Origin of the sequence: Streptomyces sp. NPDC059524, from assembly GCF_042749255.1 — a bacterium.
GTDB lineage: Bacteria > Actinomycetota > Actinomycetes > Streptomycetales > Streptomycetaceae > Streptomyces > Streptomyces xanthii.
Genome location: NZ_JBHYTK010000096.1, coordinates 1 through 13,508 on the forward strand (window position 1 = coordinate 1; position 13,508 = coordinate 13,508).

13 protein-coding genes are annotated in these 13,508 nt (G+C 70.3%); 6 read left to right on the top strand and 7 right to left on the bottom strand.

Features of this window, described 5'->3' with window-relative positions; genetic code table 11:
- Positions 1 to 1,275 (bottom strand): MFS transporter (locus ACFW9D_RS24570; RefSeq protein ID WP_384624818.1); only part of this gene is annotated, 1,275 nt, incomplete at its 3' end.
- A gap of 139 nt (positions 1,276 to 1,414) precedes the next feature.
- Positions 1,415 to 2,605 (bottom strand): CaiB/BaiF CoA transferase family protein, encoded by a 1,191-nt coding sequence (locus ACFW9D_RS24575; RefSeq protein ID WP_384624821.1) that lies wholly within the window; start codon positions 2,603 to 2,605, stop codon positions 1,415 to 1,417.
- 230 nt (positions 2,606 to 2,835) lie between these two features.
- Between ACFW9D_RS24575 and ACFW9D_RS24580 the strand changes: the two genes are divergently transcribed.
- On the top strand, positions 2,836 to 3,504 hold the full coding sequence (locus tag ACFW9D_RS24580; protein ID WP_384624824.1) for a TetR/AcrR family transcriptional regulator: 669 nt from the start codon (positions 2,836 to 2,838) through the stop codon (positions 3,502 to 3,504).
- Positions 3,505 to 3,774: 270 nt separating this feature from the next.
- On the opposite strand, the gene ACFW9D_RS24585 is transcribed toward ACFW9D_RS24580, so the two are convergent.
- Positions 3,775 to 5,163 carry an ATP-binding protein gene (locus ACFW9D_RS24585; protein ID WP_384624827.1) on the bottom strand — a complete coding sequence of 463 codons (1,389 nt, stop codon included), beginning with the start codon at positions 5,161 to 5,163 and terminating at the stop codon, positions 3,775 to 3,777.
- Positions 5,164 to 5,206: 43 nt separating this feature from the next.
- On the bottom strand, positions 5,207 to 5,914 hold the full coding sequence (locus ACFW9D_RS24590) for a response regulator transcription factor (RefSeq protein WP_384624829.1): 708 nt from the start codon (positions 5,912 to 5,914) through the stop codon (positions 5,207 to 5,209).
- A gap of 291 nt (positions 5,915 to 6,205) precedes the next feature.
- Here ACFW9D_RS24590 and ACFW9D_RS24595 point away from each other — a divergent pair, with 291 nt between their 5' ends.
- Positions 6,206 to 6,865 (top strand): hypothetical protein, encoded by a 660-nt coding sequence (locus ACFW9D_RS24595; protein WP_384624832.1) that lies wholly within the window; start codon positions 6,206 to 6,208, stop codon positions 6,863 to 6,865.
- Positions 6,866 to 6,980: 115 nt separating this feature from the next.
- Here ACFW9D_RS24595 and ACFW9D_RS24600 read toward each other — a convergent pair whose 3' ends face one another.
- Positions 6,981 to 7,760, bottom strand: coding sequence for an SDR family NAD(P)-dependent oxidoreductase (locus tag ACFW9D_RS24600; RefSeq protein WP_384624836.1), 780 nt, complete (start codon positions 7,758 to 7,760; stop codon positions 6,981 to 6,983).
- Positions 7,761 to 7,991: 231 nt separating this feature from the next.
- Here ACFW9D_RS24600 and ACFW9D_RS24605 point away from each other — a divergent pair, with 231 nt between their 5' ends.
- Positions 7,992 to 8,828 (top strand): helix-turn-helix transcriptional regulator, encoded by an 837-nt coding sequence (locus ACFW9D_RS24605; RefSeq protein WP_384624838.1) that lies wholly within the window; start codon positions 7,992 to 7,994, stop codon positions 8,826 to 8,828.
- Between the two features lie 54 nt (positions 8,829 to 8,882).
- Here ACFW9D_RS24605 and ACFW9D_RS24610 read toward each other — a convergent pair whose 3' ends face one another.
- Together ACFW9D_RS24610 and ACFW9D_RS24615 are read right to left on the bottom strand one after the other, a co-directional pair.
- The gene (locus tag ACFW9D_RS24610) at positions 8,883 to 9,365 is read right to left on the bottom strand and encodes an SAM-dependent methyltransferase (protein ID WP_384624841.1); all 483 of its coding nucleotides are present in this window, start codon (positions 9,363 to 9,365) and stop codon (positions 8,883 to 8,885) included.
- A gap of 15 nt (positions 9,366 to 9,380) precedes the next feature.
- Complete coding sequence (locus tag ACFW9D_RS24615; RefSeq protein WP_384624843.1) at positions 9,381 to 10,049, bottom strand: class I SAM-dependent methyltransferase; 669 nt, start codon at positions 10,047 to 10,049, stop codon at positions 9,381 to 9,383.
- 61 nt (positions 10,050 to 10,110) lie between these two features.
- On the opposite strand from ACFW9D_RS24615, the gene ACFW9D_RS24620 reads away from it, so the two are divergent.
- From ACFW9D_RS24620 to ACFW9D_RS24630, 3 genes are all read left to right on the top strand, one after another.
- Complete coding sequence (locus ACFW9D_RS24620) at positions 10,111 to 10,749, top strand: TetR/AcrR family transcriptional regulator (RefSeq protein ID WP_384624846.1); 639 nt, start codon at positions 10,111 to 10,113, stop codon at positions 10,747 to 10,749.
- 260 nt (positions 10,750 to 11,009) lie between these two features.
- Positions 11,010 to 12,353, top strand: a complete 1,344-nt coding sequence (locus tag ACFW9D_RS24625) for a lipase family protein (protein ID WP_384624849.1) — start codon at positions 11,010 to 11,012, stop codon at positions 12,351 to 12,353.
- Positions 12,354 to 12,644: 291 nt separating this feature from the next.
- The gene (locus ACFW9D_RS24630; protein WP_384624852.1) at positions 12,645 to 13,247 is read left to right on the top strand and encodes a hypothetical protein; all 603 of its coding nucleotides are present in this window, start codon (positions 12,645 to 12,647) and stop codon (positions 13,245 to 13,247) included.
- Positions 13,248 to 13,508: the final 261 nt, after the last annotated feature.

The window sequence follows — 13,508 nt, forward strand, 5'->3', positions numbered from 1 at the left end:
CATGACGAAGACGGCGGTGTGACCGAGGCCGCTGAAGACCGCGGCGACCAGCATCGGGGCCGCGAAGTTGAAGATGCGGGACAGGGCGTTGGCCAGGCCCGAGCCCAGGGCCCGTACCCGGGTGGGAAAGACCTCGGCGGAGTACACCTGGAGGAAGGGCACGGACGCCTGGAACAGCAGGCTGACCAGACATCCCAGGACGAGGACCGGTACCGGCGAGCGGACCAGGCCGAACAGCAGCAGCGTCACCGCGATCAGGATGCCGAGGGCGAGCTGGGTACGGCGCCGGTCCCAGCGGTCGATGACCGGGATGGCCAGGACGGCGCCGATGGGTGCGGCGGTCGCCAGGCACGCGGAGAGCAGCAGCGTGTCGTCCAGGTCCAGGCCGGATTCCGCGAGGAAGGTGGGGGTCCAGGTGGTGAAGGCGGAGTAGGCGAACAGTCCGGTCACCCACATCGTGGCGACCACGGTGAACCGGCGGCGGTTGGGCGGGGCGAGCAGCTCCACGAAACGGACGCGTGAGGCGGCGTGTCGCGGGGCGAGCCCGGTCGCCGGGGCGGCATCGCTCTCCAACTCTGGTGGTTGGACTCCGCAACTCCGTTCGATGGAGCGGACGATCTCCTCGGCCTGTGTCTCCTCGCCGCGGCTCAGCAGCCATCGTGGGCTTTCTGGCACCCAGCGGTGCACGAGGTGCGCGAAGACGGCGCCGAACAGGCCTAGGCCGAGGACCAGGCGCCAGCCCCACGTCCAGTGCGGTACGACGAGGTAGCCGGTCCAGGCCGCGACGGGGATGCCCAGCGCGCCGATGGCGACCTTCCACGTCTGCAGCCGTCCGCGCGCGGCGGCCGGCACGAACTCGCTGAGCACGACGATGGCGACAACCGCCATGGCCTGCGCGCCCAGGTGGGCGGTGAAGCGGGTGGCGATCAACTGCCAGGGGTTCTGCACGACGATGCACAGGGCGCTGCCCACGCAGTAGACGGTGACGCTGACGAGCATCGTGCGCCTGCGGCCGTATCGGTCGGCCAGGTAGCCCCCGAGAACTCCGCCGCCGAAGGCGCCGAGCTGGCTGATGCCGACGATCAGCGCCATCGTGGACAGGGACATGCCCCACTGCTCGCGCAGCGTGGGTGCGACGAATGCGAAGGCGTTGATCTCCACCCATTCGAACAGGATCATCCCGGCCAGCGCGAAGACCAGTCGGTGGTGGAAGGAACCGAGCGGGAGCCGGTCGAGCCGGCTTCCCAGCGCGAGGGAACCGTGTGTGCCGGTCATGGGGCATGACCTCCCTGGAGCAGTGGCAGAAGGCTGCGCGGGCGGGCCGGAGGAGCCCGGCCGGCCCGCGGGGTGAGGGGAGCGAAGGGGGCGAGGAAAAGGTGGGAACGGGAACGCGCGGCAGAGGGCCGGGACTGATTCAGATGACGCCGTCTGCCCGGAGGGCGACGATCTCCTGGTCGCTCAGGCCGAGCAGGCCCTGGTAGATCTCGGTGTTGTGCGCGCCGAGGGCGGGCCCGGTGGAGCGGATGCTGCCCGGCGTCCTGGAGAGCCGGGGCAGCGGCGCGGGCATCGACAGGTCGCCGAACTCCGGATCCGGTACGTCCACGAGGGTGCCCCGCTCCCGGTAGTGCGGGTCGGCGGCGATGTCGGCGATGTTCATCAGCGGAGAGGCCGGGATGTCCGCCTCGTTGAGGAGCTTGGCGAGGTCGTCGGCGGTGTGCTGAGCGACCCACTCGCCGATGATCCCGTAGAGGGCGTCCGCGTTCGCGGCCCGGGCGGCCCGGGTCGCGTACTGCTCGCTCTCGGCGAGTTCGGGCAGCCCCATCAGCCTGCTCAGGCGGCGGAAGAGCGCGTCGGTGCCGGCGTGGAGGGACACCCGGCGGCCGTCCGAGGTGGTGAAGTCACTGGCGGGAACGATCTGGGCGTTGCGGTTGCCGGCGCGCTCGCGGACCCGGCCGGTCGTCGCGTACGCGGCGAGCGCGTCCTCGGAGGCGCGGAACCCCGCTTCGTACAGGGCGAGATCGACGACCTGTCCGCCGCCGCCCGCGGTGTCACGGTGGTAGAGCGCGGTGACCACGGCGAACGCGCCGAGGTAGGCGGCCATGTAATCGATCGTCGAGTAGCCGCTGCGGACGGGGTCGCGATCGGCGTCACCGGTCACATAGGTCAGTCCGGCGAAGGCACTCGCGATGCGGTCGAAGGAGCCGCGGTCGCTGTAGGGGCCCGTGAGGCCGTAGCCCGTCACGTAGACGAGGACGGTGTCGGGGGCGAGTTCGCTGAGCCGGTCCGGGTCGAGTCCCCATGAACGCAGCGTCGGCGGGCGGTAGTTGGTGACGACCACGTCGAAACGCGGGATCAGGTCCCGGACGATCCGTCGCCCCTGCTCGGTACGCAGGTCGAGTGTGACCGATTTCTTGTTCCGGGCTTCCTGGGCCCAGTAGGCGGAGCGGGCCCCGGCCGCCGTTCCACGGGTGAAGTCGCCTCGTCCGGGTTCCTCCACCTTGACGACGTCGGCGCCGAAGTCGCCGAGGAAGGTGGCGGTGACCGGGGCGGCCAAGACGGTGGAGAGGTCGAGTACACGGATGCCCGCGAGAGGGAGTGTCGTCATGCGCACACGCTCAATTCACGATCTGTTATTAACGGAACGTTGTTATCGGGACCTTAGACTGGTCGCACTGGCGCAGCAAGGGGTGAACTCCGAGAAAATCGGGGGCGCTCACGAGCCGGAGCACAGGCGACACGGAATCGCCCCGCCGGGACCGCCAGGCTCCGTACGCACTACGGTGCGGGCGGACGCGGCAGGGGCGGGACACGGACAGAGAGCGAGGGCAGGCAGGCATGGGCGAACCGGGCAAGGCACGCAGGAGCAGGCGCAGCCGGCAGGAGACGGAGGCCGACCTGCTGGCCGCCGCCCGCCGGCTGCTCGACCGCGACGGAGTGCTCGCCGGCATCAACCTCCGGGAAGTGGCCGCCGAGGCAGGCGTCAACCACGGCCAGATCTACCAGTACTTCGGCACCCGCCAGGCCCTGCTGCGCGCCGCCGCCTCCGACCTGGTGGAGCGCCGGGTGGCGGAGGGCGACGGCCACTGGGACCTGCCGTTCTCCGAACGGCGGCAGGCCATGTTCCACTACCGTGTCGAGGAGCCCGAGGCGGTCAGACTGGAAGCCCTGCTGGCCCTCGACGGCGACGGCGACTTCAGCCCGCTGCCGCGCTTCGAGCAGACCCTGGAGAGCCTCGAGCGCGACATCCGCACCGGTGCGCTCCCGGCGGACGCCGACGCGGTGGCCGCGCACGTGGTGACGGCAGCGGCACAGATGGGTTACGCGATCTTCCGCGAGGCGTACGCCCGGGACACGGGCATCCCGCTGGCAGAGCTGGACGACCGCGTGAGCGCGGCGTACGCCCGCATGGTCACCGGTCTCGCTACGGCCCTGCCCCGGGACCGGGGCAGCGAAGAACGACAGGGTGAACAAGGCCTGCCCGAGGGGTCGCCCCCGGGAACATGACGGCCCGACGCGGACGAACCCGTGCCACCGACACCTGCGGACCTCTCGACGATCCCGGCCCGACGCAAGGATCGGTGCACCCCGGCCTTCCCGCAGCGAGCCCCGACCCCACAGCGGCGATCCGCGAAGACGCACTCGGCCGGTCGAGCCTCAGGCACAGCCTCGGCGCCGAACACACCGGAAGCCTCGAGCCGCAGACCACAACCGCACGCACCGACCTTGCCGCAGGACACATCCGCGCAAGGACCAGCACCGCCTCGCCCCCGCGGATCACCGCCCCTTCTCGGTCCCGGGTGACACGGGCGCCGTCGGAGGTGCGCGGTGCTCCGTCGTGACGGGCTCGGACGAAGCGGACAGGCTTACGGTGACGAGGGCTCCGCCCGACGGGCTGTCGGCCAGGCTCACCTGGCCGTCGTGGGCGGCGGCGATCATCGCGACGATCAGGAGGCCGAGCCCGTCGGCACGGCTGTCGGGGGTCGGCGGCGGCCCGGCGAGCACGGTGGGCGGGAAGCCCTGGCCCTGATCGTGCACGGACACGCGCACCAGGCCGTCCGCGCGCTCGGCACGGAGGGTGATGCGACCTGGACCCGACGGTCCGGAGTGGCGCAGGGCGTTGTCGAGGAGATTGTGCAGGATCTGGCGCAGGCGCACCGGATCGAGGCCGGCGGATATTTCGGGTCCGCCGTGGGGCTCCACTGTGATCGTCGCGTCGGCGGCGGTCGCGCGGGCGCGGAAGGCTTCGGCCGCGTCGGTGAGCAGCCTCGTGAGGGAGACGGGTTCGCGACGCAGCGGGAGTCGGCCCTGTCGGGTGCGGGCGAGGACGAGGATGTCCTCGGCGAGCCCGACGAGCCGGTCGGTCTCGGCGGCGGCGGAGCGTATGGCGGCTTCGAGTTCGGTGCGGTCGCGCGGTCGCGCCGTGGCGAGTTCGAGCTGGGCCCGCAGCAGGGCCAGCGGGGTGCGCAGTTCGTGTCCGGCCGTGTCGACGAAGCGGTGCTCGCGTTCCAACGCCTCCTGCAGGCGCGCGAGCATGGCGTTGAGGGTGTGTGCGAGACGGGCCAGTTCGTCCCCGGTGGGCGGGACGGTCAGGCGCCGTTCGGGCTCGGTCTCGGAGATCGCGGCGGCCTCCCGGCGGAGGCGCTCGACCGGTCGCAGGGCCGCGCCCGCCAACAGCCAGCCCGCGTACGAGGACGCCGCCAGGGCGAGCGGACCGCCGATGAGCAGGAGGAGCAGTAACCGGTCCAGGGCCTCCGCCCGGTCTCCGAGTGGCGCGCCGACGACGAGGACGGCAGACCGGGGCGCCGTCCCCGGCAGGCGGACGGGCAGGGCGAGCAGTCGCGCGGGGTCGTCGATGCCCACGACATGGCGGTTGAGGAAGACCGGTGTGGTGACGCTTCGGGTGAGGCTCGGCGGCAGCATCGGTGCGGCCGCGACAGCCGGGGTCGTCTCGATGACATCGCCGTGGGGCGTGAGGATCTGGCCGAACGACTCGTCGGGGTCGATGAGTCCGCGGCCCGCGTCCAGGCGTGTCTGTCCCTGCCGGGCCGTCGAGCTGACCGTGACCGCAGCCCGCGCGCGCAGGTCGAGGTCGACGGCGTGGGTCAGTTCGGTGCCCATCCGGGTGTAGAGGAAGGCGCCCAGCGCGGTCAGCACCAGCGCCATCGCCAGGCAGAAGGCGAGGGCCAGGCGGAGCCGGACGGGGAGCCTAGCCGACAGGGCGCGCATGATCCGCGCGGTCCTTGCGGTCGTCTCTCAGCCAGTAGCCGGCGCCCCTGGATGTGCGCAGGGACTGACGTCCGAAGGGCCGGTCGATCTTCTGCCGGAGGTATCCCACGTAGACCTCCACGACGTTCGAGTCCGCGTCGAAGGCGAAGTCCCATACGTGCTCGATGAGTTCGCCCTTGGACAGCACCTGTCCGGGGTGTCGCATCAGGCACTCCAGCAGGGCGAACTCCTTGGCCGTCAGGGTGATCGGAGTACCGTCGCGGGCCACGGAGCGGGTGGCGGGATCGAGGGCGAGGTCGCCGACGGTGAGCACGGCGGGCCGTTCGCGGGCGCCCCGGCGCATGAGCGCGCGCAGCCTGGACAGCAGTTCGGCGAGCGCGAAGGGCTTGCAGAGATAGTCATCCGCGCCCAGGTCCAGACCGCGCACCCGGTCCTCGACGGAGTCCCGCGCGGTGAGCAGGAGGACGGGCGCCCACCGGTCGGCGGCGCGGATCTCACGCAGCACGCCGAACCCGTCGGTGCCCGGCAGCATCACATCCAGGACGATGACGTCGTAGTCGGTCTCCCTGGCGTACCAGAGGCCGTTCTCGCCGGTGCCGGCCACGTCGACCGCGAAGCCGTTCTCCACCAGACAGCGCCGCAGCAGGTCCGCCATGGATGCTTCGTCCTCGACCACGAGAATCCGCATGGCGCCTCCTCCCGCAGGCCCTGCACGTCCCAGCCTAGTGCCGAAAGGTAAGGGGCGGCTGAGTCCATGGGACCGGATCCCGCGGTGACCGTTTCAGGGTCTCCTTAGCCACTCGCGAGCAGGCTCGAAGCCACCGTTCGACGAGGAGTCCCGATGATCGGCAAAGGCGTCACCCCCAGAGCACTGGTCCTCACCCTCACCGCGGGCTGCACGGCCGCGGTCGTAATGGCGGCCTGTTCCCCGGGGTCGGGGAGCTCGAGCCACCGATCCACGGCACCCACGACGACCAGCGTGGATCCCCGCGGCTTCTCGGCGACCGTCGACAATCCATGGTTCCCGCTGCCGCCCGGCCGGACGCTGGTCTACAGCGGCATCAAGGACGGCGCGACATCCACGGAGTACCTCACCGCCACCCACGAGACCGAGAAGATCACCGGCATTCCATGCCGTGTCGTCGAGGACCGCCTCTACACCGGTCGCACCCTCCGCGAGACCACGCGTGACTATTACGCCCAGGACGCCGCCGGAAACGTCTGGTACTTCGGTGAGGACACCGCCGAACTCGACGACCACGGAAACATGCTCTCCACCGAGGGCACCTGGCGCGCCGGCCGTGACGGCGCCCGTCCTGGTGTCTTCCTGCCCGCCCACCCCGTCCCCGGCGCCTCCGGACAGCAGGAGTACTACCCCGGCCAGGCCGAGGACCGCTTCCAGGTGCTGGACCTGACCTCCCGGGTCTCCGTCCCGTACAAGAACTTCACCGGCGCCCTGCGCACGAAGGAATGGACGCCGCTGGAGCCCGGCGTCGTGGACAACAAGTACTACGTGAAGGGTGTCGGCACGGTGAAGGAGGTCACCGTCAAGGGCGGCCCCTACGAGGAGAACGTGCTGACCGCGATCAAGGACGAGCACACGTCGGCCGGGCAGCACGACGTGCTCGGATCCGCGTGACCGCTCCGGCGCCGCCATCTCGTGCGGGACTGCTGCGGCTGGTCCACTACCCTGCGGCCCACCACGGTGTGCCGGAGCCGAACGGTACCGGCCCGGGACTGAAGGCCATGTGGGTTCAGGCGGCGCGGTAGCGGGCGGCGAGTTCGGGGCTCTGCGCGCCGAAGGCGGCGAGGTCGGCCTGGAAGGCCGCATCCAGCAGGCCGACGTCCTCGACTCCCGGGGCGCAGACCGTCTCGCCCAGCTCCAGTCCGCGCAGGCTTGCGGCGACGACCTCGTCGGCCGTCATGCGCGGCACCCCGCTCAGGTCCATGCCCTGCCGCGTGTGGAACTCGGTGGCCACCACGCCCGGGCACAAGACCTGCACGTGGACCCCCGTACCCGCGAGTTCTGCGCTGAGGATCTGGGACATCGCGACGAGGTACGCGAGGCTCCCGCCGTACACGGCGCGGCGGGGCATCTGGGATCGAGGGGCGGCACCGCTGAAGGCGATCATGCCGGAGACGTTGACGATCGTTCCTTCGCCGCGCTCCTGCATACCCACGACCGCGGCGCGCATGAGCATCGTGGGGGCGAGGACCTTGACGTTGACGAGTTCCGCGGCCTTGTCGGCGGGGAGCTCGGCGAGTGGCATGTAGTGGGCGACGCCGGCGTTGTTCACCAGCAGGGTCAGCGGCTCGGTCGCGCAGATCCCGGCGACCGCGTCGATGCCCTCGGCAGTGGACAGGTCGGCGGCGACAGTCCTGACCTCGACCTCGGGGTGCACGGCGGCGAACTCCTCCAGACGTTCCTGTCGCCGTCCGACGATCACCAGGTCGTGGCCGTCGGCGGCCAGCCGCTCGGCGAAGGCTCTGCCGATGCCGGAGGTGGCGCCGGTGACGAGTGCGAGCTTGTTCATGATGTGCTGTTCCTTTCGATTGCAGCCTCGGCCGCGGGAGGGCAGCTCTCGTCGAGACCGGTCACATCCGCGAGCTCCAGAACCAGCTCATCCGGACAACAAAGTCCTCGGCACGGCGGTTCGTCCTCATGTCCAAGGCTGGGCGTGACTCCTGCCGCCGGCCAGACGTCTGGTCTTCCTGGGACTGCCGGTACCAGGCAGGCCGGAAAGCCGGCAGGCACACTGGCACTCATGGGAAGCACGGAGTTCGGGCAGGCACTGCGCAGGTGGCGCGACCGGATCTCGCCGGAAGCTTCCGGGCTGCCCCTCGGCGGCAAACGGCGCGTCCACGGGCTCCGGCGCGAGGAGCTGTCCTTGCTGGCCGGGATCTCGGTGGACTACATCACCCGTCTCGAACAGGGCCGCGCCACCGCTCCGTCGGAGCAGGTCGTCGAGGCCCTGGCCAGGGCTCTGAGGCTGTCGGACGCGGAACGTGCGCACCTGTTCCGGCTGGGCGGCCTTCGGCCACCGGGGCCGCAGAACGTCCCCACCCGCATCACGCCGAGTGTGCAACGCGTACTGGAGCGGCTGGCCGGCACGCCCGTCGCGGTTTTCGACGCCACCTGGACGCTGCTGCTGGCCAACCAGCCCTACGCTGCCCTCATGGGCGATCCGTCGTCATGGCGCGGTCACCAACGCAACGGCGTGTGGCGCACCTTCCTCGGCCTGAGCGACCGGGTGCGCCAGACCCCGCAGTCACACCACGCCCTGCAGGCGGCGCTGGTCGCCGACCTGCGTGATGCCACGGCCCGCTACCCGGCCGACGAGCGGCTCCAGCGGTTGGTCGCGGACCTGTCCGCGCAGAGCGACCGGTTCGCCGAACTGTGGGAGACCGGCATCACCGGCCGCCACGAGGCAGCCGGCAAGACGATCGACCACCCGCACGTGGGCGCCGTCACCCTCGACTGCGACATCCTCACCGTCGCGGGCAGCGACCTGCGCATCATGGTCTACACAGCCGAGCCCGGCACCGACGCCGAGCGTCTCGCCCTGATCACCACCCTCGGCACCCGGTCACTCGCCGGCTGACAGCGCACGACGGCCAGGGCCTCACCGTCGTCGACCGGCCCGAGGCACCCGTGCTCAGTAGTAGGAGTTCATGAGCTCGGTGGCCCAGGCCGGCTGGGTGACCGGATGGCGCGGGGCGAACTCCACCAGGTACGGCTTGATGTCCAGGACGGGGGTGCCCGACAACGCGTCCAGGTCAGCGACATGCAGATTCAGACCGTCCACGGCGAGCAGTCGGCAACGGGAGACGCCGAGACGGTTCGGACGGTACGGCCCCCGGTGAGCGAAGACCCCCACGGGGTCGGCGCTCGGGTTCCCTCGTGGTGGGCGGGGGTCGGTCCGCACCTCGGCCGGATGGATCCGGTCGAAGACGAAGACGACCTCCAGGTGAGAGAAGTTCTCCAGGCCGAGCACCGCCGAGGCGGTGAAGCTCTCGTCATCCAGCCGGATCACGGCTCGGACGTCGTGCCAGTCGTCCTCGACCATCTCTCTGCGCCCGCCCACCACCCGGCCGACCGGTCGCAGGGTCATGGCGTCGTCGGCCATGGTGATCTCCACCTTTCAGTAGCGTTGCTAGGCGTCGCGTCGCAGTGTGAACCAGAAGGTCGGCATCGTGTTCGTGCCCGGTGTGACGTCGAGCAGTTCCCAACCGGTGAACCTGGTGCGGATCTCGTCGGCTGTGACGCCCGCCGCCCACGACGCGACCTCGGTCACCGGATTGCCGAGCGGCTCGGGGCCGTACCCGAACATCAGCAACCTTGCTCCGGGAGCGGCACGTCGGGTGAGTCCGGCGGCGTAGGCGTCGCGACGGTGCAGCGGGACCCCGCAGTAGCAGCTCAGGTCGAAGAACAGGTCGAAGGGGCCCGGCACGTCCAACTCGTCGAGGCGGGTGGCGTCTCCGTGCAGCAGCCGTACCGCCGCTCCCGCGGCCGCGGCCTTCTGCTTCGCCTGGTCGACGGCACGGTCGATGAGGTCGACAGCCGCCACCTCCCAGCCGTTCTGTGCGAGGTAGAGGGCATTGGTGCCCGTACCGCAGCCGAGTTCGAGGGCGCGGCCGGGCGGCAGCGCGCCGTGCCCCTCCACGAGGGCGACCAGTTCAGGTGGTGTCACTCCCGTGTCCCACGGCGGTTTCCCGGCTCGGTAGAAGCGCTCCAATGCCCGGTGGACGGACTCCTCCTCCGGGTCTCGTCGCGTTGACGCCCGGTCAGGGACGGGTTCCCGGATGGCGTTGGGCTGATCCATCGTCTCCTCCAAGAATCTAGAGTTGAACTCTAGTGACTGACTCTAGAGGTATACTCGCACCATGGATGGAGTCAAGCGGCCGGACAAGAGAGCCGAGCGCTCACGCCGCACCCGCGAGAAGATCGTCGAAGCGGCTCGCGAGCTGTTCGTCGCACAGGGGTACGGCGCGACGAGCCTTCAGGAGGTTGCGGACCGGGCAGGCGTGGCCGTCCAGACGGTGTACTTCGTCTTCCGCAACAAGCGCACGCTGTTCAAGGACGTCGTCGACACGTCCATCGCCGGGGACACCGAGCCGGTCGCCACGATGGATCGCGAGTGGTTTCGCGCCGCGTGCGCCGAGCGCACCGCGGCCGGGCAAGTGCGCGCGCACGTCCACGGCACCCGCGACATCCTGGGGAGGGTCGCGCCGATCCTGCCGCTCATCGCCGCCGCCGTGGCCACCGACCCGGAGATCGCCGCGCAATGGCCGGACGGCCCCGACCCGCGCCACACCGTCCAGTACGCGGCGGCCGAAGCCCTCGTCGCCAAGCCCGACATCCGTCCCGGCCTCTCCGTCGAGACCGCGGCGGACCTGCTGTTCGGTCTGCTCAGCCCTGAGCTCTACCTGATCTTCGTCCGCGATCGCGGCTGGCACCCGGACGCCTGGGAAGAGTGGGCCCGCACCACCTTGACCTCCCAACTCTGCGCCGCCCCCGACTGAACCGGCCGGACGTCACGATCACACCTCCCCTGCGGCCGGCAATCCCGGTGACCCACCCACTCGATCCGCCTTCCGCGGGCCGGTTGAGTGGCAGCAGCGACCCCTTCGGTGCCGCACCCAGGCCTGGCACCAGTGAGTGCACACAGCCGACTGCCGGCACCGTTGTTAGAACTCTGGTCAACTGCTGTACCTGTTGGTAACTTTCGGCGCTGTTACCGGCAGGTACACCCGCGATCCACGAGTCGAATCCGAGGTCCCCCATGCGCCGCACCGCGATCGGGTCACTGGCCACCGCAGTCGCAACCGTTCTGGCCGTCACCGCCCTTCCCGCCACCACCGCCGCGGCGGCCCCCTCGGCCTCGTCGGGACTCACCGCGTCGGACGACTCCTTCTACACCTACGACGGCAGCAAGCCCCTGGCCTCGTACGCACCGGGCGACGTGCTCAAGACGCGGACGCTGCAGTACCACGTGCTCGGCATCCCCACCCCTGTCCAGGCGACGCAGTTGCTGTTCCGCACCCAGGACGCGCAGGGCCGCCCGTCCGCCGGCGTCACCTCGATCGTGCGCAGTCCGAGCGGCGACGGGAGCAAGGCGGTCTCGTACCAGTCGTTCTACGACTCCCTCAACCCCGCCGACTCGCCGTCGCGCGCCATCGCCGGTGACGTCTCCCTCGGGGGCCTCATCCCCAACGGCGAATCGCTCCTGCTGGTGCCGCTGCTGCTGGCGGGCTACAACGTCGTCATCCCCGACAGCCAGGGCCAGACCGCGGACTTCGCCGCCGGCCCCGAGTACGGCACGAACACCCTGGACTCGATCCGGGCCGCCAGCCGGGCCCCGGAGACCGGACTCGACTCCCGCACCCGGGTCGGCCTGGCCGGCTATTCCGGCGGAGCCATCGCCACCCACTGGGCGGCCGTGCTCGCCCCGAGCTACGCACCCGACGTCAACCGGCGACTGGTCGGCTACGCGGAGGGCGGGCTGCTGGTCGACCCGGCACACAACCTCAGGTACATCGGCGGCAGTGCCGTCTGGGCCGGCGTCGCCCCCATGGCGGTCATCGGGGCCGCCCGCGCGTACGACATCGACTTCACGCCCTACCTCAACAGTTACGGACGCGAGGTCTTCGACAAGCTCGAGCACGCCTCGATCGTCAACGCCCTGGGCCAGTATCCGGGTCTGACGTGGAAGAAGATGGTGAAGCCTCAGTACGCCGACCCGAACTCCGTGCCGGCGTTCGTCGAGGCCGTGAACAAGCTCAACCTCGGCTCGGCCGCGACTCCGACGATCCCCGGATACATCGCACAGGGCAACGGCGGCGTCTTCGAGGGGACCCTCAGCAATCTGCCGGGCATCGGGCGGGGCGACGGCGTGATGGTCGCCGGGGACGTGCGCTCGCTCGCACGGCAGTACTGCGACAAGGGCAGTGCGGCCGTCAAGTACCGGCAGTACGACCTGCTCAGCCACGTCGGCGCCGCCGTGCCGTGGGCGCCGACCGCACTGACCTGGCTCAACGACAGGTTCGCCGGCAAGACGGCTCCCTCGGACTGCGGCCGGATCCCCGCGGGCAACTCGCTCGCGCCGGAGGTGCCGACCGGCTCCTGATCCCGGGCTGCCGCGCGCAGGGCGGGCTCGGACATCGCCTCCGTCATGCCGGAGCATGGCGCCGCCCGACGCCCGCCCACTCATCAATTCAGGCACATGTCAAGGATGTGACATGTCATTGGCTCCGTTCAGGTTCAGCAGCAGCGTTTGTCCACCGGTTTGGACTCTCGTCCACTTGTTGTGATTCATGACAGAGCGTCACAGCCTGCGGTGAGTGGACAGCATGGAGCGTGACGTGAACGGGTGCCATGATCCTGCCTTGGCGAATGAAGTGGTGACGCGGGAGGGTGAGTGGAGCGCCACACAGCCGATCAGCTCCGGGTGATGTCGTTCGAGGAGCACGTGCGGGCTCGTCCGGCCATGTACTTCCGTGTCGAGCGGGACAGCGCGGAGCTGCCGACGGAGGTGCTTCAGCGGGTGGTGTGGGACGCGATGCACCACCGTGACGGCACGCATGGGCGGATCAGCGTCGAGATCACATCCGACCTCGGCTTCACGGTGGAGGACGAGCGACCGCACAGCGCCGACGAGCGGGGAAAGCCCCTGCCCGGGTTCTACGGATCGCTGCTCGACAAGGACCGGTGGGCTCCTGCGGCAGCCGCCGCGCTCAGCGTCCGCACGGTCATCGAGGTCTGGCTGGACGGCCAGAAATACCGTCAGGAGTTGGCCGGGGCAGTTCCCGCCAGCCCCTGGGAGGAGTGCCCCGCGCCCAGGCGGCACGGAACGAGGACCACGTTCCACCTCGACCCCTCGTACATCGGTCCGGGCGAGGCCATCGCCTGGGCACTGCGGCCAGAGGAACTACAGGAAGAGGGATGCGAGGCACACCCCTCACCTGCGAGGTTCCCGATTCACGATCTGCGCCCAGGAGCCAACGGCTCAGCGGGCGAGTAGGACCCGTTTGCGTAGCAGGTCGAAGCCGGCGCGACCGTACATCTGCCGCTTGAGCATCGCGGCCCGCAAGAACAGCGGCGCCTGCTCCTGCCCCGGTTGCCGCCCACCGATGCCGGCAGCGACCTGGGTGGGTGGCCGGCGTCCCCCGCCCGACGGCACTCGCCGGCCGTGCACCCCGTCTCTGCGTAAGAAGCCGGAAAGCCGCGATCCGAGCCACCGGGGACGTTCGCTGTATACGGGCCGGCATCTGCACGGACAGCA

Excerpts from the sequence above, each read along its gene's own strand:
- ACFW9D_RS24580 (WP_384624824.1), top strand. The coding sequence starts at position 2,836 with ATGGGCGAACCGGGCAAGGCACGCAGGAGCAGGCGCAGCCGGCAGGAG.
- ACFW9D_RS24575 (WP_384624821.1), bottom strand. The coding sequence starts at position 2,605 with ATGACGACACTCCCTCTCGCGGGCATCCGTGTACTCGACCTCTCCACC.
- ACFW9D_RS24615 (WP_384624843.1), bottom strand. The coding sequence starts at position 10,049 with ATGGATCAGCCCAACGCCATCCGGGAACCCGTCCCTGACCGGGCGTCA.
- ACFW9D_RS24600 (WP_384624836.1), bottom strand. The coding sequence starts at position 7,760 with ATGAACAAGCTCGCACTCGTCACCGGCGCCACCTCCGGCATCGGCAGA.
- ACFW9D_RS24605 (WP_384624838.1), top strand. The coding sequence starts at position 7,992 with ATGGGAAGCACGGAGTTCGGGCAGGCACTGCGCAGGTGGCGCGACCGG.
- ACFW9D_RS24625 (WP_384624849.1), top strand. The coding sequence starts at position 11,010 with ATGCGCCGCACCGCGATCGGGTCACTGGCCACCGCAGTCGCAACCGTT.
- ACFW9D_RS24620 (WP_384624846.1), top strand. The coding sequence starts at position 10,111 with ATGGATGGAGTCAAGCGGCCGGACAAGAGAGCCGAGCGCTCACGCCGC.
- ACFW9D_RS24585 (WP_384624827.1), bottom strand. The coding sequence starts at position 5,163 with ATGGCGCTGGTGCTGACCGCGCTGGGCGCCTTCCTCTACACCCGGATG.
- ACFW9D_RS24590 (WP_384624829.1), bottom strand. The coding sequence starts at position 5,914 with ATGCGGATTCTCGTGGTCGAGGACGAAGCATCCATGGCGGACCTGCTG.